This is a genomic window from Pseudomonas sp. EA_5y_Pfl2_R50 (assembly GCF_963970475.1).
Classification (GTDB): Bacteria; Pseudomonadota; Gammaproteobacteria; order Pseudomonadales; family Pseudomonadaceae; genus Aquipseudomonas.
On sequence record NZ_CAXAPT010000006.1, the window covers coordinates 84,434 to 108,972 of the forward strand.

Annotated in this window: 20 protein-coding genes; 16 read left to right on the forward strand and 4 right to left on the reverse strand. The window is 58.9% G+C overall.

The window, feature by feature from the left end:
• Positions 1–524 precede the first annotated feature (524 nt).
• From AACY19_RS12150 to AACY19_RS12190, 9 genes are all read left to right on the forward strand, one after another.
• Positions 525–1,853: an OprD family porin gene (locus tag AACY19_RS12150; RefSeq protein ID WP_339450461.1), complete on the forward strand. Its 1,329-nt coding sequence runs from the start codon at positions 525–527 to the stop codon at positions 1,851–1,853.
• A 420-nt stretch (positions 1,854–2,273) separates the two neighbouring features.
• The gene (locus tag AACY19_RS12155) at positions 2,274–3,620 is read left to right on the forward strand and encodes an OprD family porin (protein WP_339450462.1); all 1,347 of its coding nucleotides are present in this window, start codon (positions 2,274–2,276) and stop codon (positions 3,618–3,620) included.
• A gap of 297 nt (positions 3,621–3,917) precedes the next feature.
• Positions 3,918–4,556 (forward strand): peroxiredoxin, encoded by a 639-nt coding sequence (locus tag AACY19_RS12160; protein ID WP_339450463.1) that lies wholly within the window; start codon positions 3,918–3,920, stop codon positions 4,554–4,556.
• Positions 4,557–4,884: 328 nt separating this feature from the next.
• Entirely contained in the window at positions 4,885–5,478 is a 594-nt protein-coding gene (ssuE, locus tag AACY19_RS12165) for an NADPH-dependent FMN reductase (RefSeq protein ID WP_339450464.1), read from the forward strand.
• A 91-nt stretch (positions 5,479–5,569) separates the two neighbouring features.
• Positions 5,570–6,550, forward strand: a complete 981-nt coding sequence (locus tag AACY19_RS12170; RefSeq protein WP_339450465.1) for a sulfonate ABC transporter substrate-binding protein — start codon at positions 5,570–5,572, stop codon at positions 6,548–6,550.
• A gap of 25 nt (positions 6,551–6,575) precedes the next feature.
• Positions 6,576–7,724, forward strand: a complete 1,149-nt coding sequence (gene ssuD / locus AACY19_RS12175) for an FMNH2-dependent alkanesulfonate monooxygenase (RefSeq protein WP_339450466.1) — start codon at positions 6,576–6,578, stop codon at positions 7,722–7,724.
• Positions 7,725–7,732: 8 nt separating this feature from the next.
• Complete coding sequence (gene ssuC / locus AACY19_RS12180; RefSeq protein WP_339450467.1) at positions 7,733–8,515, forward strand: aliphatic sulfonate ABC transporter permease SsuC; 783 nt, start codon at positions 7,733–7,735, stop codon at positions 8,513–8,515.
• Entirely contained in the window at positions 8,512–9,318 is an 807-nt protein-coding gene (ssuB, locus tag AACY19_RS12185) for an aliphatic sulfonates ABC transporter ATP-binding protein (protein WP_339450468.1), read from the forward strand. The genes ssuC and ssuB overlap by 4 nt, the downstream gene beginning before the upstream one ends.
• 106 nt (positions 9,319–9,424) lie before the next feature.
• Positions 9,425–9,640 carry a TOBE domain-containing protein gene (locus tag AACY19_RS12190; protein WP_003229256.1) on the forward strand — a complete coding sequence of 72 codons (216 nt, stop codon included), beginning with the start codon at positions 9,425–9,427 and terminating at the stop codon, positions 9,638–9,640.
• 159 nt (positions 9,641–9,799) lie between these two features.
• On the opposite strand, the gene AACY19_RS12195 is transcribed toward AACY19_RS12190, so the two are convergent.
• Positions 9,800–10,432: a TetR/AcrR family transcriptional regulator gene (locus AACY19_RS12195; protein ID WP_311884157.1), complete on the reverse strand. Its 633-nt coding sequence runs from the start codon at positions 10,430–10,432 to the stop codon at positions 9,800–9,802.
• A 230-nt stretch (positions 10,433–10,662) separates the two neighbouring features.
• Positions 10,663–12,039 carry a glutamine synthetase family protein gene (locus tag AACY19_RS12200; protein WP_339450469.1) on the reverse strand — a complete coding sequence of 459 codons (1,377 nt, stop codon included), beginning with the start codon at positions 12,037–12,039 and terminating at the stop codon, positions 10,663–10,665.
• Positions 12,040–12,767: 728 nt separating this feature from the next.
• Between AACY19_RS12200 and AACY19_RS12205 the strand changes: the two genes are divergently transcribed.
• The 7 genes from AACY19_RS12205 (at position 12,768) to AACY19_RS12235 (ending at position 21,129) form a co-directional block, all read left to right on the forward strand.
• Positions 12,768–14,126: a glutamine synthetase family protein gene (locus AACY19_RS12205; RefSeq protein WP_007913846.1), complete on the forward strand. Its 1,359-nt coding sequence runs from the start codon at positions 12,768–12,770 to the stop codon at positions 14,124–14,126.
• Positions 14,127–14,182: 56 nt separating this feature from the next.
• Positions 14,183–15,547, forward strand: coding sequence for an aspartate aminotransferase family protein (locus tag AACY19_RS12210; RefSeq protein ID WP_339450470.1), 1,365 nt, complete (start codon positions 14,183–14,185; stop codon positions 15,545–15,547).
• 172 nt (positions 15,548–15,719) lie between these two features.
• On the forward strand, positions 15,720–16,832 hold the full coding sequence (locus AACY19_RS12215; RefSeq protein ID WP_339450471.1) for a polyamine ABC transporter substrate-binding protein: 1,113 nt from the start codon (positions 15,720–15,722) through the stop codon (positions 16,830–16,832).
• Between the two features lie 186 nt (positions 16,833–17,018).
• Positions 17,019–18,116: a polyamine ABC transporter substrate-binding protein gene (locus tag AACY19_RS12220; RefSeq protein WP_339450472.1), complete on the forward strand. Its 1,098-nt coding sequence runs from the start codon at positions 17,019–17,021 to the stop codon at positions 18,114–18,116.
• 66 nt (positions 18,117–18,182) lie between these two features.
• A complete protein-coding gene (locus AACY19_RS12225) occupies positions 18,183–19,325 on the forward strand; it encodes an ABC transporter ATP-binding protein (protein WP_007913856.1) in 1,143 nt (380 codons plus the stop codon).
• 35 nt (positions 19,326–19,360) lie between these two features.
• Positions 19,361–20,242, forward strand: coding sequence for an ABC transporter permease subunit (locus AACY19_RS12230; protein ID WP_339450860.1), 882 nt, complete (start codon positions 19,361–19,363; stop codon positions 20,240–20,242).
• Positions 20,239–21,129, forward strand: coding sequence for an ABC transporter permease subunit (locus tag AACY19_RS12235; RefSeq protein ID WP_339450473.1), 891 nt, complete (start codon positions 20,239–20,241; stop codon positions 21,127–21,129). The genes AACY19_RS12230 and AACY19_RS12235 overlap by 4 nt, the downstream gene beginning before the upstream one ends.
• Positions 21,130–21,355: 226 nt before the next feature.
• On the opposite strand, the gene AACY19_RS12240 is transcribed toward AACY19_RS12235, so the two are convergent.
• Both AACY19_RS12240 and AACY19_RS12245 read right to left on the reverse strand, forming a co-directional pair.
• The gene (locus AACY19_RS12240; RefSeq protein ID WP_339450474.1) at positions 21,356–23,767 is read right to left on the reverse strand and encodes a penicillin acylase family protein; all 2,412 of its coding nucleotides are present in this window, start codon (positions 23,765–23,767) and stop codon (positions 21,356–21,358) included.
• A gap of 102 nt (positions 23,768–23,869) precedes the next feature.
• Positions 23,870–24,448: a DUF6436 domain-containing protein gene (locus AACY19_RS12245; RefSeq protein WP_339450475.1), complete on the reverse strand. Its 579-nt coding sequence runs from the start codon at positions 24,446–24,448 to the stop codon at positions 23,870–23,872.
• Between the last annotated feature and the right edge of the window lie 91 nt (positions 24,449–24,539).

Here is a 24,539-nt window from a genome sequence, read left to right on the forward strand (position 1 = left end):
CTGCACCTGTTGTGCATTCCAGTCTGAACCTCTCGTTCCTGTTCCCCACCGCTGATTCCACGGTTGAAATGACGTAGTGCATGCCGGTTGGGACGGCGGCTGCGCCGTGCTCGAAAAAATACTGCTGACACACAAACTGTAACAATTGATCTGGATAGTGCGCTGGGCTGACTGCCGGGTGATGGAACTGTTACAGGATTGCTTCAGGGCAAATCAGTCTAAACAGGGCAGTTTAATACTCTTCAGGAATTAGCCGGCGCGTTGTAGTGGGGAGCACCAGGACGTGCAAATACGGGGTTGAAATTCCTAAAGGGTATTAGAAAAGAAGGTATTCATTCTTTTCAGATTCATGACGAACTCATGAACCTGCATGGACCAAAAAACCAGAGCTTAGACTATGGTCGTAGACACACAAAGTTACGATTGACTTGTGGGTCACGCTCTGGCGCTAATCGCATACCTTTGGAACCCGGGCGTCGATCCGGGCCAGGCAAACAAGAATTAGAAACGAGAGGAGCTTAACAATGAATAAGTCCACCTTGGCCGTGGCTGTGGCCTTTGGGGTATTGGCGCAGCAGGCAGGTGCCGCGGGTTTCATCGAAGACAGCAAGGCTTCCGTTAGTTCCCGCACCATGTATTTCAACAGCGATAACCGTGATGGCGGTGCAGATCAGAGAGAGACTGCCGAGGGGCTGAAGTTCGATTATCTGTCGGGCTTTACTCAAGGCACCGTCGGTTTCGGTTTCGATGCGCAGGCACTGGTGGGCATTCACCTTGATGGTGGCAAGGGGCATCACCCGGATTCCAACACATTCTTCCCGAGCGACAGCGACGGTTCGGCCGTTGACGAGTGGAGCCGCGTGGCAGGTAACGTCAAGGCGCGTTTCTCGAAGACCGAGGCTCACTACGGTGGTGCCTTGCAGCCAAGCATGCCGATTCTCGTTGCCAACGATAGCCGTCTGCTACCGCAGACTTTTGAAGGCGGGACCATCACTTCGAAGGAAATCGACAACGTCACCTTCAACGCAGGTCAATTGGAACATGCCGCAGGTCGCGCTTCTTCCAATACCACCGGCCTGGCGGTCGCAGGTGGTACCGAGGACAGCAACAAGTTCCGTTATGCCGGTGCAGACTGGAAAGTCACTAAAGACCTGACGCTGCAGTACTACTACGCGAACCTGGAAGACTATTACAAACAGAACTTCCTCGGTCTGGTACACGTCTTCCCGATCAGCTCGAACCAGTCGTTCAAGACCGACATTCGCTATTTCGACAGCAGCTCCGATGGCAAGAACGGCGACGCAGGCTATCGCTTCAATAATAACGGTGGTTATGCCAAGAACCCGGGCGAGGTCGATAACAAGACCTGGAGCGCCATGTTCACCTACACCTTGGGTGGCAATGCCTTCTTGCTTGGTCATCAACGCGTCAACGATGACGGTGGTTTCGTCTACCTGAACCAAGGCAACGTGGTCGATGGCAACGGTCGCCCTGAAGGTGCCGGTGGCGCCAGTTTCTACCTGTTCACCGACTCCATGATTAACGGTTTCGTTCGTGCCGGTGAAAACACCACCTTCGGCCAATATTCCTATGACTTCGCAGGGCTGGGTGTACCGGGCCTTAAAGCCTCGGTTGCTTATCTGTATGGCGACAACATCAAGGCAACGAACGGTTCCGGTAGCGATATGTCCGAGTGGGAACGAGACATGCGTATCGACTACACCGTTCAACAGGGCGCACTCAAAGGCTTTGGTGTGACACTGCGCAATGGTGTTTATCGCGGCAGCGAAATCAACATTGCCGATCAGGATCAGACCCGCCTGATCTTCAACTACACCTACAGCTTCCTGTAAGACGTCCTGAAAAAAAACCTTGCCGCCCGGCAGGGTTTTTTTTGCGTGTTTTTTGATATTCCAAAATATTAGCTTAAGAGATTTTTTTATTCTTTTTACGTTTTATGACGAAAGCCTAAAGTGGGCCTGTCCAGCGTTCAAAAACGCTGCGGTGTTTTGGCATTTTTGTCCCTCGACAATCTGAAGGGTTCAGGAATTGGCGTTGAAGCCGATACCTCCAGTCTGCACTGCCTTTATATATCTCTAGGCTCTGAAAAAGAGTGAAATAATTCTTTTAAGAACTATGCAGGGGTATCCTTTCGCGGCTTCGACAGGGGTAGTTGGCCGTCGCGATCAAGCAATCAAGCGTTCAGGATTTCGGGCAACAGACCCGGAACCGACAGTAAGAAAGCAAAAAATTAGAAACGAGAGGAGCGATACATGAACAAGTCCACCTTGGCCCTGGCTGTGGCCGTAGGGGTTATGGCGCAGCAGGCAGGCGCCGCCGGTTTTATCGAAGACAGCAAGGCAACTTTGGGGCTGCGTAACTTCTACATCAATAACGACAACCGTGACTCCGGTGCTCACTCCACTCAGAGCAAAGCTGAAGAGTGGGGCCAAGGCTTCGATCTTCGCTTCATCTCCGGTTATACCCAAGGTACCGTCGGTTTCGGTATCGATGCGATCGGCCTGCTGGGCGTGCGTCTGGACACTGGTGGCGGCACCAACGGTGCAACCAGCGCCACTTCGTATGGCGGCACGATTTTCCCGAGCAAATCCAATGGCGAAGCTGTTGATAACTACTCCAGCCTGGGCCTGACTGCCAAAGCCAAAATTTCTCAAACCGAATTGAAGCTGGGTACGCTGCAGCCAAAACTGCCGGTTATCGTCACCAACGACGGCCGTTTGTTGCCACAAACCTGGCAGGGTGGTCAGATCACTTCCGGCGAGATCAAGGACCTGACTCTGGTCGGCGGTCAGATCGAAGCAGTGAAAGGTCGTAACTCCAGCAACAACGAGAACCTGTCTATCAGCGGCGCTGCACCGCGTGCCGTTAACAGCAACAAGTTCATCTACGCCGGTGGTGACTACAAAATCACCAAAGACCTGACTGCCCAGTACTACTACGGCAACCTGGAAGATTTCTACAAGCAACACTTTCTGGGCCTGGTTCACAACTGGGCAATCGGTCCGGGCGTGCTGAAGTCTGACTTCCGTTACTTCAACAGCTCCGATGACGGCGCAAACGGCGACACCCCTGCTTACTACAGCACCGGGAGCTACGCCGGTTTCGCCAACGGTCGCGGTAAAGTCGACAACAACCTGTACAGCGGCTTGTTCCTGTACACCGTTGCCGGTCACACCTTTGGTGGTGGTTACCAGGTCAGCAACGGCAGCAGCGACTTCCCTTGGCTGAACCAGGGCGACGGTTCGTCGAACTACACCATCACCGACATGCAAATCCAGAAGTTCGGCCGTGCCGGTGAGCGCACCTGGCAAGCACGCTACTCCTATGACTTCGCCAAGGTGGGCGTACCTGGCTTGACCGCTGGTATGGTTTACCTGCGTGGCGACAACATCGATACCTACAACGCAGGTCGCGTGCAAACCTCCAACGGCGCCTCCGAGTGGGAACGCGATTTGACCGTAGCGTATGTGATCCCGGAAGGCCCGTTGAAGAACGTTGGCTTCATGTGGAAAAACGCTTCGTGGCGCAACGACATTGCTGGTCAGCGTGACCAGGACGAAAACCGCCTGATCGTCAGCTACTCGATCCCGCTGCTGTAATCGCGCGTCTCGATTCGTTGATGTAAAAAAAGCCCCGTCCGGCATCGCGCCGGACGGGGCTTTTGCGTTATCGAGTCAGGCTCACCCCCGTAAGCCCTCCCCGAAATTTCCCTCTTTACAGCAACTCAAGGCCTTCTCGAACCTTGCGGCCGATGTTCGTCGGGATGGCGTCCAGCGTCCAGTGAACAGATGTTTAATATTCTATTTGGTTCTAGATATCTTGTTATTTATTCTTTTTCATGAAGGCAAATCCCGAGCTACAGTTGAGGTCTCCAATACCTCATCAGGAGCAGCATCATGAGCCTCAGACTCGGCGACATCGCCCCCGATTTCGAACAGGATTCCAGCGCCGGCAAGATCCGTTTCCACGAGTGGCTGGGCGATAGCTGGGGCGTGCTGTTTTCCCACCCAGCGGATTTCACGCCGGTATGCACCACTGAACTGGGCTTCACCGCCAAGCTCAAGGATGAATTCTCCAAGCGTGGCGTCAAAGCCATCGCCCTGTCGGTCGACCCGGTGGATTCGCACCACAAGTGGATCGAAGACATCAATGAAACCCAGAACACTATCGTCAACTTCCCGATCCTGGCTGATGCCGATCGCAAGGTTTCCGACCTGTATGACCTGATCCACCCGAACGCCAGTGACACGCTGACCGTGCGTTCGCTGTTCGTGATCGATCCGAACAAGAAGATTCGCCTGACCATTACCTACCCGGCGAGCACCGGTCGCAACTTCCACGAGATTCTGCGGGTGATCGATTCGCTGCAACTCACCGACAACTACAAGGTGGCCACCCCGGCCAACTGGCAGGACGGTGAAGAGGTGGTGATTGTGCCGTCGCTGAAAGATGAAGAAGAGATCAAGCAGCGCTTTCCGAAGGGGTATCGCGCGGTAAAACCGTATCTGCGCCTGACGCCACAGCCGAACAAATGATCAGTGAGATATTTGTTGTAGCTGCCGGCGCTTTCGCGAGCAAGCCCGCTCCCACAGGGGGAACACATTCCAAAATGTGGGAGCGGGCTTGCTCGCGAAGGCGTTAGCGCTGGCAACCCGGAATTCAGCTTTCGGAACCAAGATGCAGGGGATTTCAGGCCGTCACGACGGCCTTTTTTTCGTCCCGGACAAAGCAATTTCTATATCTCCATAACGCATAACCAAATGAATAAATATGATTTATGGATATATAAATGAGCTGGTAAGGTCACTCCATTGAAGCGAGATCGCAATCCGCGAATCGCCTTGTGCTTAAGGAATTACCTGAATGCTGGTCGTCTCACTCGGTGGCAGTCCCAGCCTGCGTTCCCGTTCCGGGGTGTTGCTGGAACGCTCGCAACGCTGGTTACAGCAGCAAGGGGTGGAAGTGGTGAGTTATCAGGTGCGGGACTTCCCGGCTGAAGACCTGCTCCACGCCCGCTTCGACAGCCCGAAAGTGCTCGACCTGCTGCAGCAGATCGAAAACGCCGACGGTCTGCTGATCGCCACCCCGGTTTACAAGGCCTCGTTTTCCGGCGCGTTGAAGACGCTGCTGGATCTGCTGCCCGAGCGCGCCCTGAACCACAAGGTCGTTTTGCCGATGGCTACTGGCGGCAGCATCGCCCACATGTTGGTGGTCGATTACGCCCTCAAGCCCGTGCTGTCGGCGCTCAAAGCCCAGGAAATGCTCCAGGGGATTTTCGCCGAGGACAGCCAGATCGCCTACGGCGAGAGCAGTGCAGCGGCGCAACTGGCACCGGCGCTGGAGCAGCGTCTGCATGAAGCACTGGATCAGTTTTTCGGCGCCATGGCGCGCCGGCCGAAACCGCTGGAACCCGGCTTGTTGAATGAACGTTTGTTGAGTGCTCGCTGGAGCATTTAAGGCACACCCCAACTTGATGTAACTCACCTTACTTTGCCGCTAACGGCCAAGCAGGTGCAGCCAAAACCCAACAGCAAAAAAGGAGAGCGCTATGCGCACTGTATTTTTGCGTCGTGGTCTGGTCGCTCTGTTTGCTGCGGCTGTCACCTTCGGCGCCATCACTCAAGCTCAAGCCGAGACATTGCGGATCGGTTATCAGAAGTACGGCACGCTGGTGCTGCTCAAAGCCAAGGGCACGCTGGAAAAACGTCTGGCCGCCCAAGGCGTCGACGTGCAATGGACTGAATTCCCCGGCGGCCCGCAGCTGCTGGAAGGCTTGAACGTCGGCTCGATCGACTTCGGTGTCACCGGCGAAACCCCGCCGGTTTTCGCTCAGGCAGCCGGCGCCGATCTGCTCTACGTCGCCTATGAGCCGCCAGCGCCGAACAGCGAAGCGATCCTTGTACCGAAAGACTCGCCGATCAAATCGGTGGCCGATCTCAAGGGCAAGAAAGTCGTGCTGAACAAAGGCTCCAACGTCCACTACCTGCTGGTGCGCGCACTGGAAGATTCCGGTCTCAAGTACAGCGACATTCAAACCGTATTCCTGCCGCCCGCCGATGCCCGCGCCGCGTTCGAACGTGGCAGCGTCGATGCCTGGGTCATCTGGGACCCGTATCAGGCCGCCGCCGAGAAGCAACTGCAAGCCCACACCCTGCGCGACGGCAAAGGCATCGTCGACAACCACCAGTTCTACCTCGCGACCAAGCCTTACGCCGAGAAAAATCCTCAGGTGATCAAAACCCTTGTCGAGGAAGTGCGCGCGGTCGGCGAGTGGTCCAAAGCCAATCCTGAAGAGGTGACCCAACAAGTCGCGCCACTGCTCGGCCTGCCGGCGGACATCACCCGGACCTCGGTCAAACGCCAGGGCTACGGCGCGCTGTTCCTGACCCCGGAAGTGGTCGCCGCGCAACAGAAAATCGCTGACACGTTCTTCCAGCTCAAGCTGATTCCCAAGCCGCTGAGCATCAAGGATGTGATCTGGACACCACCGGCCGCTGTGGCCCAAAGCTCGGCCACCCAAGCCCGGTAACTCGAATTCGCAAGGAGACCACTCCATGAGCCTCAATATCTTCTGGTTCCTGCCTACCCACGGCGATGGCCATTACCTTGGCACCGCCGAAGGCGCTCGCGCCGTCGACCACGGTTATCTGCAACAGGTCGCGCAAGCGGCGGATCGTCTGGGTTTCGGCGGCGTGCTGATTCCTACCGGCCGCTCCTGCGAAGACTCGTGGCTGGTGGCAGCATCGCTGATCCCGGTGACCCAGCGCCTGAAATTCCTCGTTGCCCTGCGCCCCGGGATCATTTCACCGACGGTCGCGGCGCGGCAGGCTGCGACGCTGGATCGTCTGTCCGGCGGTCGTGCGCTGTTCAATCTGGTCACCGGCGGTGACCCGGAAGAACTGGCTGGCGACGGTTTGTTCCTCAGCCACGAAGAACGCTATCAGGCCTCGGTGGAATTCACCCGCATCTGGCGTCGTGTGCTGGAAGGCGAAACCGTGGACTACGACGGCCAGCACATCAGCGTGAAAGGCGCGAAGTTGCTCTATCCGCCGATCCAGCAACCGCGTCCGCCGCTGTATTTCGGTGGCTCGTCGGAAGCGGCGCAGGATCTGGCTGCCGAACAAGTGGAAATGGTCCTGACCTGGGGCGAGCCCCCGGCGGCGGTGGCAGAAAAGATCGCACAGGTGCGCGCCAAAGCCGCGAAGCTTGGCCGCACTGTGCGCTTCGGTATTCGTCTGCACGTCATCGTCCGCGAAACCAATGCTCAAGCGTGGCAAGCAGCGGATCGGCTGATCTCGCATCTGGACGACGACACCATCGCTCGCGCTCAGGCTTCACTGGCGCGGTTCGATTCGGTCGGCCAGCAACGCATGGCCGCACTGCACGGCGGCAGCCGCGACAACCTCGAAGTTAGCCCGAACCTCTGGGCTGGCGTCGGTCTGGTACGCGGCGGTGCCGGTACGGCGCTGGTCGGCGATGGCCCGACCGTGGCTGCGCGGGTCAAGGAATACGCCGATCTGGGCATCGACACCTTCATCTTCTCCGGTTATCCACACCTTGAAGAGTCGTATCGCGTCGCTGAGCTGCTGTTCCCGCACCTCGACGTCGAACGCCCGGAACTGCCGAAAAGCGCCGGTTATGTCAGTCCGTTCGGCGAGATGGTCGCCAACGACATTCTTCCCAAAGCCGCGTCGCAGAGCTGAGGCGCGTCATGAAGAAAATCATCCATAGCCTCGCGCCCTGGGCGCTGCCGGTGTTGTTGCTGACGGTGTGGCAGTTGTCGGTGTCGGCGGGTTGGTTGTCGACACGGATTCTGCCGGCTCCGGTGGCGGTGATCGAGGCCGGCGTGAGCCTGGTGCGCAGCGGCGAAATCTGGACACACCTGGCGATCAGCGGCTGGCGCGCGGCCCTCGGTTTCACTATCGGTGGCAGCATCGGTCTGGTCTTGGGGTTCATCACCGGCCTGTCGAAATGGGGCGAGCGCCTGCTCGACAGCTCGGTGCAGATGATCCGTAACGTGCCGCACCTGGCGCTGATTCCGCTGGTGATCCTGTGGTTCGGCATCGACGAGTCGGCGAAGATTTTTCTGGTGGCACTGGGCACGTTATTCCCGATCTACCTCAACACTTATCACGGCATCCGCAACGTCGACCCGGCGCTGGTGGAGATGGCGCGCAGTTATGGCTTGGGTGGTTTCAGCCTGTTCTGGCAGGTGATTCTGCCGGGGGCGCTGCCTTCGATTCTGGTCGGCGTGCGCTTCGCCCTGGGCTTTATGTGGTTGACGCTGATCGTTGCCGAAACCATCTCCGCCAGCTCGGGCATCGGCTATCTGGCGATGAATGCTCGCGAGTTCCTGCAGACCGATGTGGTGGTGCTGGCGATCCTGCTTTACGCGGTGCTTGGCAAACTCGCTGACCTCGCCGCCCGTGGACTTGAGCGTGTGTGGTTGCGCAGGCATCCGGCTTATCAGGTGGCCAAAGGAGGTGCGGCATGACCGCTCAACAACCTCCACGCCTGCTGCGCGGGAGTCCTCTGGTGGTGCGCAACCTGCAGAAAACCTTCGGTGCGCGGCAGGTACTGCGCGACATCGATCTGCACATTCCGGCGGGGCAATTCGTCGCCGTGGTCGGGCGCAGCGGTTGCGGCAAAAGTACCCTGCTGCGCTTGCTCGCCGGCCTCGATCAACCGACTGGCGGCGACCTGCTGGCGGGTGCTGCGCCGCTCAGCGAAGCGCGGCAAGACACGCGACTGATGTTCCAGGAAGCACGTCTGCTGCCGTGGAAAAAGATCATCGACAACGTCGGCCTCGGCCTCAAAGGCAACTGGCGCCCACAAGCGTTAGCCGCACTGGAAGCAGTGGGGCTGGCGGATCGCGCCCATGAGTGGCCGGCAGCGTTGTCCGGTGGACAGAAGCAGCGTGTCGCGCTGGCGCGGGCACTGATCCATCAACCGCGCCTGCTGTTGCTCGACGAACCCCTTGGCGCACTGGACGCGCTGACCCGCATTGAAATGCAGCAACTGATCGAACGTCTCTGGCAGCAACACGGCTTCACCGTGCTGCTGGTGACCCACGACGTCAGCGAAGCGGTAGCGATTGCCGACCGGGTGATTCTGATCGAGGACGGCGAAATCGGCCTTGATCTGCACGTCGAGCTGCCGCGCCCACGGGCGCGTGGCTCGCATCGCCTGGCAGCGCTGGAAACCGAAGTGCTCAACCGTGTTCTGTCCCTGCCCGGCGAGCCGCCGGCGCCGGAACCTGTTTCACCACTGCCTGCGCAACTGCGTTGTGCGCAATGAAGCCGCTGCGAGCCTCAAGCTACAAGCTACAAGTAGAAGCGCTGTGCTTTTGCTTGCCGCTTCAAGCTTGCCACTTGCCGCTTATTTCGATCTCAGGAGAAATATCATGACTATCAAAGCCATCAACGTCCGTAACCAGTTCAAAGGCTCGATCAAGGAAATCGTCCTCGGCGACGTGCTGTCGGAAATCGACGTGCAGACCGCTTCCGGCATCGTTACTTCGGTGATCACTACCCGTTCGGTCAAGGAGCTGGAGCTGGTTGTGGGCAGCGAAGTGATCGCCTTTGTGAAATCCACCGAGGTGTCGATTGCCAAGTTGTAATCCGGTGAGTAAAAACAACCCCGGAGGGCGTGAGCCCTTCGGGGTTTTTTGTGCCTGGCCTGAAATTGGCGGCGCGGCCTTCGCGAGCAAGCCCGCTCCCACATTGGAATGCGATCCCCTGTGGGAGCGGGCTTGCTCGCGAAGGGGCCGGTAAGGGCGCTAGAGAATTCTCTTGGGTAGATACGGCGGCAGATACAACCCGATATAGGCATCAAACACGCGCATCCCTTCCTCCGCCATGCGCGGCGTGATCTGCCCGTGCTGCTGCACCGAGCGTGCATACACCCGGTCGCCCAGTTCCATCGCCAAGGCAAACACGTCGACATCCTCCGGCAGTCTCGGCAACTCGAAGTGATGGTCGAACAGCTTGTGCATCAGGTCGCCCAGCTCGATATCGTGCTGACGGTCAGCCTGGGTCACTTCGGTCAAGCCGTGTTGAGCGAGTATCAACTGGCGCGCCGCCGCGTCTTCGTCGTAGATCTCCAGCATCCGTTGTTCGACCAGCCGCGACAGATCACGCCAGTCTCGCAGGGCTTCGTGATCGATCGGCGCTTGCAGGCAAGCGCGAAACGCGGCGTGCACGTCCGCCGTCAACGCTTCGAGCAGCGCGGGTACGCTGGCGAAGAAGTGGTACACGGAGGATGGCGGAATCTGCGCGCGCTCGGCGACGCTGTAGATCGACAGACTGGCCACACCCTCGGCAGCCAGCAGCGTGCGGGCGGCATCGAGTATCGAATCGATCCGCGCCTGACTGCGGGCACGGGGTTTGCGAACGGGGGCGGGACGCGTCATGGAAGTCTCCTGCGGGGCAGCGGGCATTGTACGAGCCGGCTCTTGTGTTGTCTTGTCGGCCGTCTTCGGGAGCAAGCCCCCTCCCACAAGGGATCTCCAGTGAATATGAATCATGCGTACACAGGCGTTTTATTGTGGGAGGGGGCTTGCTCCCGAACCGCCGCAGGCGGCCATAAAAAAACGCCGTCGGCTGCGCTAGCCAACGGCGTTTTCATGCAGCTGCAATCCGCTTAAACGGTGTGCAGATACCAGTTGTACTCAAGGTCGGAGATGGAGTGTTCAAACTCCTCCAGCTCACTTTCCTTGCAGGCGACGAAGATATCGATGTACTTCGGATCGATGTACTTGGCCATCACCTCGCTGTCGTCCAGCTCGCGCAGGGCATCGCGCAAGTTGTTCGGCAGGCTTTGCTCGTTCTGCTCGTAGCTGTTGCCTTCAACGGGCGCGCCCGGCTCGATCTTGTTGGTCAGACCGTGGTGCACGCCGGCCAGAACCGAAGCCATCAGCAGGTACGGGTTGGCGTCGGCACCGGCCACGCGGTGTTCGATACGCACGGCATCGGACGAACCGGTCGGTACGCGAATCGCTACGGTGCGGTTGTCCAGACCCCAGCTTGGCGAGTTTGGTACATAGAACTGTGCGCCGAAACGACGGTACGAGTTGACGTTCGGGCAGAGGAAAGCCATCTGCGCCGGCAGGGTCTCGAGCACACCGCCGATCGCGTGACGCAGCGCGGCGTTCTGCTCGGGATCCTCGCTGGCAAAAATGTTTTTGCCATCTTTGTCGAGTACCGAAATGTGTACATGCAGACCATTGCCCGCCTGGCCCGGATACGGCTTGGCCATGAAGGTGGTGTCCATTTCATGGTCGTAGGCGATGTTTTTGATCAGGCGCTTGAGCAGTACCGCGTAGTCGCAGGCCTTGATCGGGTCGGCGACGTGGTGCAGGTTCACTTCGAACTGCGCCGGGGCACTTTCCTTGACGATGGCGTCGGCCGGGATGCCTTGCTCTTTGGCGCCTTCCAGAATGTCCTGGAGGCAGTCGACGTATTCGTCGAGGTCGTCGATCAGGTAGACCTGAGTCGAGTGCGGACGTTTGCCGGAGATCGGCGAGCGTGGCGGCTGTGGACGGCCGTTCACGTTTTCCTGGTCGATCAGGTAGAACTCGAGTTCGAAGGCCGCGCAGATGGTCAGGCCCAGCTCGTCAAACTTTGCAACAACTTGACGAAGCACTTCACGGGGATCGGCGAAGAAAGGGTCGCCTTCGAGTTCGTGCATGGTCATCAGCAGTTGCGCGGTCGGGCGCTTCTGCCATGGCTCGTTGCACAGGGTATCGGGGATCGGATAGCAGATGCGGTCGGCGTCGCCGATGTCCAGGCCCAGGCCGGTGCTTTCCACCGTCGAACCATTGATATCCAGAGCAAATAGAGAGGCCGGAAGGTTGATGCCTTTCTCGTAAACCTTGTGGAGGCTGGTGCGTTCAATGCGCTTGCCGCGCACCACACCATTCATATCCGCAATCAGAAGGTCAACGTACAGAACCTCAGGATGTTCCTTAAGGAACGCGTTCGCTTCGTTAAGCTGAACGGCACGCGGGGGTACCGACATGATGCAACACCTTTGTTGTTAAAAATATCAATCATTGATCTTTTCTGGTTTCAGTCAACCCGAACGGCCTGCCGAAGTCAAGCGAGGCCTTTTTTGCCCTAAAAAAGCGCCGTGAGGGCATTTATGGGGCACTTTGGGGCGGTTTTTGCTCCCTGGGACGCTTGGCACCCGCAGGCTTGAGCAGGCCGTGTTGTATTTTTTACGGGGGTGTTGTGTAAAAAAATGAACAAGGCTAAGCTCGGTTCAAACCCATAACAGCAATAATACCGGGGTGCTTCATGTCTCGCCTGCCGTTAATCGGCATCACCGACTGCTCGCAACAGTCCGGTCTGCATGCTCATCACATCAGTGGCGAAAAATCCGTCCTTAGCGCAGCCAGCCTGCCTTGCGGATTGTTTACGACATTCTCGTCAGCGCCAGCCGAAACGGCAACGTCCGATATTCTGGACACACGGCACAGCACTCTGTTTATGGCGTCTCCTTTCAATATAGATCTCTTTCACTCTCAAAGCCTGTACCGCTCCGCACACCGTGCTCGTGATTCTGCACGGGCGCAATGTGCACAGGAAATGCAACGCCAGCGTAAAGGGCAGGTAAGCTCCTCTTTCATTGTCTATGCGCGGTGCCAGGCGTAAGCCGGCACTGCGCGAGCAAGCCCCCTTTAACGCGACGCAGCCGCGTCAAACTTTGCCTGACACCCTGTCAGGAGACTCAGCCCAGAGGCATTTATGAGTAACAACCTCGACCAGCTCACCGATTGGTTGAAAGACCACAAGATCACAGAAGTCGAATGCATGATCGCCGACTTGACCGGGATCACCCGTGGCAAAATTTCGCCGACCAACAAATTCATCGCCGAAAAAGGCATGCGCCTGCCAGAGAGCGTGCTGTTGCAGACCGTGACCGGCGATTACGTCGAAGACGACATCTATTACGAACTGCTCGACCCGGCCGACATCGACATGATCTGCCGTCCCGACCAGAACGCCGTGTACATGGTGCCGTGGGCCATCGAGCCGACTGCTCAGGTGATCCACGACACCTACGACAAGCAAGGCAACCCGATTGAGCTGTCGCCGCGCAACGTCCTCAAGAAAGTTCTCAAACTCTATGCCGACAAAGGCTGGCAGCCCATCGTCGCGCCGGAGATGGAGTTCTACCTGACCAAGCGCAGCGACGACCCTGACTATCCGTTGCAGCCGCCGATTGGCCGCTCGGGCCGTCCGGAAATCGGTCGTCAGTCGTTCTCGATCGAGGCGGCGAACGAATTCGATCCGCTGTTCGAAGACGTCTACGACTGGTGCGAACTGCAGGAGCTGGACCTCGACACGCTGATCCACGAAGACGGCACGGCGCAGATGGAAATCAACTTCCGTCACGGCGACGCGCTGTCGCTGGCCGACCAGATTCTGGTGTTCAAGCGCACCATGCGTGAAGCCGCGCTCAAGCACGACGTGGCCGCCACCTTTATGGCCAAGCCAATGACCGGCGAGCCTGGCAGTGCGATGCACCTGCACCAGAGCATCATCGATATCGAGACCGGCAAGAACGTCTTCTCCAACGAGGACGGGACCATGAGCCAACTGTTCCTGCACCACATCGGTGGCCTGCAGAAACTGATCCCGGAGTTGCTGCCGCTGTTCGCGCCGAACGTCAACTCGTTCCGCCGCTTCCTGCCGGATACCTCGGCTCCGGTAAACGTCGAGTGGGGCGAAGAAAACCGCACCGTGGGCCTGCGTGTACCGGATGCCGGTCCGCAGAATCGCCGCGTGGAGAACCGTTTGCCTGGCGCCGACGCCAACCCCTACCTGGCGATTGCCGCGAGTCTGCTCTGCGGTTACATCGGCATGGTCGAGGGCCTCAATCCGAGCGCACCCGTCGTTGGTCGTGGTTACGAGCGCCGCAACCTGCGCCTGCCGCTGACCATCGAAGACGCGCTGGAACGTATGGAAAACAGCGCCACCATCGAGAAGTACCTGGGCAAAACTTTCATCACGGGCTACGTCGCGGTCAAGCGGGCCGAGCATGAAAACTTCAAGCGCGTGATCAGTTCCTGGGAGCGTGAGTACCTGCTCTTCGCCGTCTGATACGCCAGGCGCGGCCCTGAAAAGCCGCGCCTTCACCGATAACAAGGAGAATTGGCATGACCAGCAACAACCCGCAAACCCGCGAGTGGCAAGCACTCAGCAATGATCACCACCTGGCCCCGTTCAGCGATTTCAAGCAGCTGAAAGAGAAGGGCCCGCGGATCATCACCAACGCCAAAGGCGTGTACTTGTGGGACAGCGAAGGCAACAAGATTCTCGACGGCATGGCTGGTCTGTGGTGCGTGGCCATCGGCTACGGTCGCGATGAACTGGCCGACGCGGCCGCCAGACAGATGCGTGAACTGCCGTACTACAACCTGTTCTTCCAGACCGCGCATCCGCCGGCACTGGAACTGGCCAAGTCGATTGCCGACGTGGCGCCGGAAGGCATGAACCATGTGTTCTTCACCGGTTCCGGCTCCGAAGGCAACGACACCATGCTGCGCATGGTTCGCCACTATTGGGCGATCAAGGGCCAGCCGAACAAGAAAGTCATCATCAGCCGCAAGAACGGTTATCACGGTTCGACCGTGGCCGGCGCGAGCCTCGGTGGCATGACGTATATGCACGAACAAGGCGACTTGCCGATCCCGGGCATCGTTCACATCGCGCAGCCGTACTGGTTCGCCGAGGGTGGCAACATGTCCCCGGAAGAATTCGGTATCTGGGCGGCCAATCAGCTGGAAGAAAAAATTCTCGAAGTCGGCGTCGACAACGTCGGTGCCTTTATTGCCGAGCCGATCCAGGGCGCCGGCGGCGTGATCATTCCGCCAGATACCTACTGGCCGCGCATCAAGGAAATCCTCGCCAAGTACGACATCCTGTTCGTTGCGGACGAAGTGATCTGCGGTTTTGGCCGCACCGGTGAGTGGTTTGGTAGCGATTTCTACGACCTCAAACCCGACATGATGACCATCGCCAAAGGCCTGACCTCCGGCTACATCCCGATGGGTGGCCTGATCGTTCGCGATTCCGTTGTTGCGGTGCTCAACGAAGGCGGCGATTTCAACCATGGCTTTACCTACTCCGGTCACCCGGTGGCGGCAGCGGTAGGCCTGGAAAACATCCGCATCCTGCGCGATGAAAAAATTATCGAGAACGTGCACAACGAAACGGCACCGTATTTGCAGAAACGTCTGCGGGAACTGAACGATCACCCGTTGGTGGGTGAGGTTCGCGGGGTCGGTCTGTTGGGCGCGATCGAGCTGGTGCAGGACAAGGCGACGCGCAAGCGTTACGAAGGCAAGGGCGTCGGCATGATCTGCCGCCAGTTCTGCTTCGATAATGGCCTGATCATGCGCGCTGTGGGCGACACCATGATCATCGCGCCGCCGCTGGTGATCAGCAAAGCCGAGATCGATGAGCTGGTTACAAAGGCACGCAAATGCCTGGACCTGACCCTCAGTGCGGTGCAGGGCTAAGTGCTAGGCTCTGAGCGGGAGAAGCTGCGGCGCTTTCGCTCAAAGCTGTCAGAAAGGCCGGTCTTTTCTTGAAAGACCGGCTCGGATCTTGCCAGACTAGCCGCGGTTCCAGTTGTCCGGGTTCGGCCGCTGAACAAAGTGGTTCAAAAAAGAAAAATTTGGAGCATGACGCATGAAGGCATTAGGTAAAAAGCTTGCTGGCAAGACACTTCTCGCGCTGTCCGTGGCGGGCATGATGGCGGGTGCGGTTCAGGCGGACGACAAGGTACTGCACGTCTACAACTGGTCCGACTACATCGCCCCGGACACCGTGGCCAACTTCGAAAAAGCCACCGGGATCAAAGTCGTCTACGACGTCTTCGACAGTAACGAAACCCTGGAAGCCAAGCTGCTGGCCGGCAAGTCCGGTTACGACATTGTAGTGCCTTCCAATAACTTCCTCGCCAAGCAGATCAAGGCCGGTGTTTACCAGGAGCTGGACAAGTCCAAGCTGACGAACTGGAAGAACCTCGACGAAGACCTGCTCAAGGCTGTTGGCGATGCCAGCGACCAAGGCAACAAGCACGCGTTCCCGTACATGTGGGGCTCGATCGGCATCGGCTACAACCCGGCCAAGGTCAAGGCAGCGCTGGGCATCGACAAGATCGATTCCTGGGACGTGGTATTCAAGCCTGAAAACATCGAGAAGCTCAAAAGCTGCGGCGTAAGCTTCCTCGACGCACCGACCGAAATGATTCCGGCGGCGTTGCACTATCTGGGCAAACCGACCAACAGCAAGGACAAGGCTGACCTGAAGGCCGCCGAAGACCTGTTCCTGAAGATTCGTCCTTCGGTGGCTTACTTCCACTCATCCAAGTACATCTCGGACCTGGCCAACGGCAACATCTGCGTCGCCGTCGGTTACTCGGGTGACCTGGAACAATCCAAGACCCGCGCGCAGGAAGCCGGTGACAAGGTCAAGCTGGACTACACCATTCCGAAAGAAGGCGCCGGCACGTTCTACGACATGGTCGCCATTCCCAAGGATGCCGAAAACGTCGAAGCCGCCTACAAGTTCATGAACTACCTGCTTGAACCGCAAGTCATGGCCGGCATCACCAATGCCGTGCGTTTCCCGAACGGTAACAAAGCTGCCACGGCACTGGTGGACAAAGACATCACCAGCGATCCGAGCATCTACCCATCGGCCGAAGTGAAGAAGCAGCTCTATGCGATCAGCGATCTGGACGCAGCGACCTTGCGTTTGATCACGCGCAGCTGGACCAAGATCAAATCCGGTAAATAACCCGGTTTGAGGCAACAACCACTGGCCGTCATTCCCCGCGAGGGCGGTCAGTGGATTAATTAAATGACAGGAAGTTTTGCAGGAACGGTTTTTCGAGGGTAAGTTGCGCGCCGGTTTGTTGCCGGGCAGCCATGGCTGTCATGCAGCGCGGGTAACTTGGGCCCAACTAATTTAGAGGACCTCCACTTGCCTATTTTTTCTTCTTTGCGCAAAGCCCTGCTGGCCACTGCCGGCCTGACGATTGCTGTCGGAGCCCAAGCCGCCGGTACGGTGCATATTTATAACTGGTCCGATTACATCGGCGAGAGCACCCTGGCCGACTTCGAGAAGGCCACCGGGATCAAACCGGTCTACGACGTCTTCGACTCCAACGAGACCCTGGAAGGCAAACTGCTGGCCGGGCGTACCGGCTACGACGTGGTCGTGCCGTCAAACCACTTCCTTGGCAAACAGATCAAGGCGGGCGCGTTCCAGAAGCTCGACAAGTCGCAGCTGCCAAATTATTCCAATCTCGACCCGGCGCTGCTCAAGCGTCTGGAGCAAAACGACCCTGGCAACCTGTACGCCGTCCCGTATCTGTGGGGCACCAACGGCATTGGTTACAACGTCGATAAAGTCAAAGCCGTGCTGGGCATCGACAAGATCGATTCCTGGGGTGTGTTGTTCGAGCCCGAGAACATCAAGAAGCTGCAGAGCTGCGGTGTGGCGTTCCTCGATTCGGCTGATGAAATGATGCCGACGATGCTCAACTATCTGGGCCTGAATGCCAATAGCACCAACCCGAAGGACTATGAAAAAGCCACCGACAAGTTGCTCGCGGTGCGCCCTTACGTGACCTACTTCCATTCTTCGAAATACATCGGTGATCTGGCCAACGGCGATATCTGTGTAGCCATCGGTTTTTCTGGCGATATCTTCCAGGCGAAGAACCGCGCAGCCGAAGCCAAGAAGGGCGTGAACATCGCCTATTCGGTGCCCAAGGAGGGCGGTGCGCTGTGGTTCGACATGCTGGCGATTCCGAAGGACTCGTCGAACGTGAAGCAGGCTCATGCCTTCATCAACTATCTGCTGAAACCTGAGGTAATTGCCCAGGTCAGTGATTACGTCGGTTACGCCAATCCCAACCCGGGGTCGGACAAACTGATGGAGCAGTCAATCCGTACCGATGCGTCGGTGTATCCACCGCAGGCCGTCATCGACAAGGCCTACGTATCGACCGAGTTGCCACCGAATATTCAGCGTCTGATGACCCGCAGCTGGACCAAGGTCAAGTCGGGAATGTAAGGCACACACTATCTGGGTTCGTCTTGCGGGGCGAACTGCACTCTTTTTTTTCTGGGAGTTTCGTAAATGGCAGTTGCCTCCGGCGCCTATAAGAAAGCCCTCGAGGGCGACCAGACACCTAAACAGGTGCTGGTCAAAATCGACCGGGTCACGAAGAAGTTCGACGAGACGATTGCCGTGGACGATGTGTCCCTGGAAATCAAGAAGGGCGAGATTTTCGCCCTGCTCGGCGGTTCGGGATCGGGCAAATCCACTCTGCTGCGGATGCTGGCAGGGTTCGAACGGCCCACGGAGGGGCGCATTTTTCTCGACGGCGTCGACATTACCGACATGCCGCCGTATGAACGACCGATCAACATGATGTTCCAGTCTTACGCCTTGTTCCCGCACATGACCGTGGCGCAGAACATCGCCTTCGGCCTCAAGCAGGACAAGATTCCGGCGGCTGAAGTCGACGCCCGCGTGGCTGAAATGCTCAAGCTGGTGCAGATGAGCCAGTACGCCAAGCGCAAGCCGCATCAACTGTCCGGTGGTCAGCGTCAGCGTGTGGCGCTCGCCCGTTCGCTGGCCAAGCGGCCGAAGCTGTTGCTGCTCGACGAACCGATGGGCGCACTGGACAAGAAACTGCGTTCGCAGATGCAGCTGGAGCTGGTCGAGATCATCGAGCGCGTCGGCGTGACCTGCGTGATGGTGACGCACGATCAGGAAGAGGCCATGACCATGGCCGAGCGCATCGCGATCATGCACCTGGGCTGGATCGCGCAGATCGGCAGCCCGATCGACATCTACGAAACCCCTACCAGCCGCCTGGTCTGCGAGTTCATCGGCAACGTGAACATCTTCGAAGGCGAAGTGATTGACGATGCCGAAGGCCACGCGACCATCACCTGCAAGGACCTCGACCGGCAGATCTACGTCGGCCACGGCATCAGTACCTCGGTGCAGGACAAATCGGTCACCTACGCGATTCGTCCGGAGAAGCTGCTGGTCACCGCCGATCAACCGACCTGCGAATACAACTGGTCGAGCGGCAAAGTCCACGACATCGCCTACCTCGGCGGTCACTCGGTGTTCTACGTTGAATTGCCGAGCGGCAAGCTGGTGCAGTCCTTCGTTGCCAACGCCGAGCGCCGTGGCGCACGTCCGACCTGGGGCGATCAGGTCTACGTGTGGTGGGAAGACGACAGCGGCGTGGTACTTCGCTCATGAACATGCGCAAATTCAAACGCCGCATCAACCGGATAATCCCCAATGGCCGGCAGTTGGTCATCGGGGTCCCGTTCATCTGGCTGTTCCTGTTCTTCATGTTGCCGTTCTTCATCGTTCTGAAGATCAGCTTCGCCGAAGCCGACGTGGCCATCCCGCCATACACCGAGATCTACACCTACGCCGAGCAGAAGCTGCAACTGCTGCTGAACCTGGGCAATTACGCGCTGCTGGCCGGCGACGAGTTGTACATCGCCGCTTACCTCGGCTCGTTGAAGATGGCATTTATCAGCACGCTGTTGTGCCTGCTGATCGGCTACCCGATGGCCTACGCCATCGCCACCGCCCGTAAAGAGCTGCAAACGGTGCTGGTGCTGCTGATCATGATGCCGACCTGGACCGCGATCCTGATCCGCGTCTACGCGTGGATGGGCATTCTCAGCAACAACGGGTTGCTCAACGGCTTCCTGATGAGCATGGGTCTGATCGACGAGCCGCTGCAGATCCTCAACACCAACCTCGCGGTGTACATTGGCGTCGTCTACTCGTACCTGCCGTTCATGATCCTGCCGCTGTACGCCAATCTGGTGAAGCACGATCACAGTCTGCTGGAGGCGGCTTCCGACCTTGGCTCGAGCACCTTCAACAGCTTCTGGAAAATCACCATTCCACTGTCCAAAAACGGCATCATCGCCGGCTGCATGCTGGTGTTCATCCCGGTGGTGGGCGAGTTCGTGATTCCGGAACTGCTCGGCGGCCCGGAAACCCTGATGATCGGTAAAGTGCTCTGGCAAGAGTTCTTCAACAACCGTGACTGGCCGGTGGCGTCCGCGCTGGCGGTGGTGATGCTGGCGATCCTGATTGTGCCGATCATTCTGTTCAACCGTAGTCAGGCCAAGGAAATGGAGGGCAAAGAATGAAGCGCATTCGTTTCTCCAGCCTGATGCTGGTCATCGGTCTGTTGTTCATCTACCTGCCGATGCTGATCCTGGTGATCTACTCGTTCAACGCCTCGAAACTGGTAACGGTGTGGGGTGGTTGGTCGATCAAGTGGTATGTCGGCCTGCTCGACAATACGCAACTGATGGGCTCGGTGCTGCGCTCGCTGGAAATCGCCTGCTACACCGCGGTGGCTGCAGTGGCGCTGGGTACACTGGCGGCATTCGTGCTGACCCGCATCACCCGCTTCAAGGGCCGCACGCTGTTCGGCGGCCTGGTGACGGCGCCGTTGGTAATGCCGGAAGTGATCACCGGTCTGTCGCTGTTGCTGCTGTTCGTGGCGATGGCGCAGATGATCGGCTGGCCGCAGGAGCGTGGCATCGTCACCATCTGGATCGCCCACACCACGTTCTGTGCGGCGTATGTGGCGGTGGTGGTGTCGGCACGTCTGCGTGAGCTCGACCTGTCGATTGAAGAGGCGGCGATGGACCTCGGAGCACGGCCGTGGAAGGTGTTCTTCCTGATCACCATCCCGATGATCGCGCCGTCGCTGGCGGCGGGCGGCATGATGTCGTTCGCGCTGTCGCTGGATGACCTGGTGCTGGCGAGCTTCGTCTCCGGCCCGGGCTCCACGACCCTGCCAATGGAAGTGTTCTCGGCGGTGCGTCTGGGCGTGAAACCTGAGATCAACGCCGTGGCGAGCCTGATTCTGCTGGCGGTGTCGATTGTGACCTTCATGGTCTGGTTCTTCAGTCGCCGTGCCGAAGAAGCCCGCAAGAAAGCCATCCAGCAAGCCATCGAAGAAAGCGCCGCCGATTCGTGGAAGCAACCGGACGTGCGCCGCGCACCGGCGCCGGAAGGGGCGTAAGCACTACCGGGTTGGCCTCAGTCTTGAGGCCACCACACATCAAAGGTGGGAGCGGGCTTGCTCGCGAATACGGGGTGTCAGTCGACTGAAGTGTTGCCTGGCACACCCTATTCGCGAGCAAGCCCGCTCCCACATGATTTTGCGTCGATCACAAATCATGTGAGCACCGGCGAAAGCTGTGGGAGCGGACTTGCCTGCGATGAGGTCAGCGCCAATCAGCGCAAAACTACTGAGCAGCCCGCATCGGCAACAGCTTCAAGGTACTGCGCGTATTCGCCGTCACTTCTTCTGCATTGAAGTGCGCTTGCACATACATCCCGTCGACATACGCTTCAGCCTGATCGTCATAGTGACTGTCGAACGGCACGCCGCTCTGGCCGACCGGGTTGATCGTCAGGGCGTGTGCCGGATCTGCAAAATCCACCAGCCGCCGCGTCGAAGGTCCGTAAGTTACCGGCCATGGCGCCGGGCCGATTTTCGCCGACAGGTTGTTCGGTACTTCATGACTGCCCGGCGCCGCAAACGGCCCGACGTTGAAAATCCGCTCCAGCGGCTTCTGCTGTCCCAGCGGGTGCCCGTGGGTCAGGGTATGCGCCGCGCCCCACTTCCACTCGACAGCGTTATCGCCGAGGGTCAGCTTCAAGTGCTGCAGGCTTGCCTGCCACGCGGCGCGGACGATATCGGCGCGGGTCTCCTTGTTCGGCGTGCTGCGGTTGTCCCACCACGGCGAATCGGCATTCGCCGCCAATTTCGGCAGCGCTGCATCGATCACCCGTGTCGACAGTAATGTGTCGAAGAAGTCATTGCCCAACTCATCACGCATCGCCGCATCGGCCAGGTCGTAGAGGAACTGGTTGAACACCGTCGCGCTGACTGAATCCAGCGGATAGTCGCCCGGCCACTGCGCCAGTTGCTCGACCAGTTTCAGTTGCGCCGGATCGCTGACCACCTCACGCAACACCGGCAGCAATGGCGCCAGCACGCGCGGGCCATAACCGGTCGCCGTGCCCAATTGCAGTTTCTGGTTGGCTTCATTGGTCCACTTCACGTTTTTGTCGCTGAGCTGCCGGTTGAGCTGTTGGCCGCGATCGGCGAGGTTGTAGTAACCGGGAATCTCCATGCCGGTCGGTGAGAGCGGCTGGAAGTTGGCCGAGACGATGTAGCCGCGCGCCGGGTTTTCTTCCTGCGGGTTGGCGCTGAACGGGTAGAAACCGTCCTTGTCCGCCTGGCGGCTGCTGCCGTCGAGAATGAACTCCGGTCTGACCCCGGCCGGGCGCTTGGGCAGCAACGCCGAGGCCCACCAGGCGATGTCACCCTTGGCGTTGGCGTAAACCAGGTTGAGGCCCGGTGCCTGGACTTTCGCAGCGGCGGCGCGGGCCTTGGCCAATGTGTCGGCGCGGTTGAGCTGGTAGAAGCCTTCGAGGATCGGGTTCGGCGTTTCGAGAAACGCCCACCACATTGCAATCGGGGTTTTCCCGGCGGCAGTACCCAGCGCGTCGTTGACGATGGGGCCGTGAGGCGATTGGCGCAGGGTGACCGTCACCGGGGGCTGGCCCTTCACATTGATCTGCTGCTCGGTGACGACCATGTCCGTCCACTGGCCGTGATACCAGACCTGATTCGGGTTATCCGGATTGACCTTCTCGGCAATCAGGTCCAGATCGTCGTTCTGGAACATGGTCAGGCTCCAGCCGAAATCGAGGTTGTGGCCGAGGAAGGCGAAGGGCACCAGCGCCTGATGATGGCCGTACAATTCGAATCCAGGCGCCGACAGCTGTGCTTCGTACCACACCGACGGCACTGAGAAACGAATGTGCGGGTCGCCGGCCAGCAGCGGTTTGCCGCTCTGGCTGCGGCTGCCGGCAATCACCCAGGCATTGCTGCCTTCGAACTGCGGCAGGCCGTTGTCTGGCAGCGTCTGTTCGCTGAGGCGGGCGAGGGCGTTGAGGTCGTGCCAGTCGCCGGCGGCGAGCGCTGGCGCCTGCTTGGCGTGACTGTTGACCAGCACGCCTTTGGGTTGCCAGTCGAGGTCGAAGACGTTGAGGTAATCGGCGCCCAATTGATCGCGCACGTAAGTCAGCAGCGGTTCGGTGCGAAACGCCGCAGCAAAGCTGTACGCCATGTAGCCGGAGACGCTGATGCTGTCTTCAGCGGTGAACGGCCGTTTGGGGATGCCCAGCACGTCGAACTCCACCGGGGCGGCGTGCGTGTCCTGATATTGGTTGATGCCGTCCAGATAGGCTTGCAGAGCCTTCCATGCCGGCGACTGTTTATCGAGGCCGGCGACGTAACTGGCGGCGCGTTCGCGGATGCGCAGGCTGCGGAACAGTTTGTCGGTGTCGAGCAGTTTCGGCCCGAGCACTTCGGCCAGTTCGCCACGGGCGAGACGGCGCATGGCTTCCATCTGGAACAGGCGATCCTGGGCGTGCACGTAGCCGAGGGCGCGGTAGAGGTCGGTTTCGTTCTCGGCGCGAATGTGCGGCACGCCGCGTTCGTCGTAGCGCACGGTCACCGAACCTTGCAGGTTGCGCAGTTCGACCTGGCCCTGTCGCGTTGGCTGCTTGCTGTAGACGTACCAGCCGCCTGCGCCGAGCAGGACAACGATGAGCAGGGCAAGAGCGGTGAACACGCGTTTCATGGTGACTCCTTGTGCATGCGGGATTGCCGCCCGTCGGGCTGCAAACAATTAGCACAGACCTTCCGTGTCGTGCAGTGCTGTCTTTGAAAAGTCCGGAATGCCTTACTTCGCCTCCACCGGCCACGGGCAGTAACAGCCGACCGCCAGGGTGTGCGTGGCGTTGACCGGGCGATCATCCGTCAGGGCGTTGAGAATCGGTTCGATGAAGCTGTTGCTGGAGTTGCAGGTCAGGCCTTCGCTGTACGGGCCGAAATACGCCAGTTTGCCGCTGCGGTCCCAGATCGCCACGGCGGGGCTGGCGGGGACCTGTTCGGAACCGGGCAGCACGGGGATGGTTTTCAGGCGGCCGAGGGTGGCGGGCAACTGGCCGTGGCTGCCGGTTTTCTGCACGGCGAAGAACTCGACGCCCTTGGCGCTGAATTGCTCGACCATCTCGGTGAGGTGCTGTTGATTGCCGACGTTGCAGGGGCAGGCCGGGTCCCAGAAGTGCACAAGACGAATATTGCCGGGGCCGGCGAGATCGTTCGGCAGGCGCAGCGGATCGCCGGAAAACACTGCGGTGTGTTCGCTGAACGCGCGCAGATAACGCCCCTGAAACCAATTGTACGCGGCCCACAGCACCCCGGCGCATACAAGCGCGAGCAGGCTGGCAAACAGTGCAGTGCGGTAGGGCGAACGCATGGATTTGGTTCCTCAGAGGCGGGCTAGCTTGCCATGCTTGCTCCGACAGATGAATATCGCAGGCCGATAAAGTCTGTTTACCGTTTTGGAA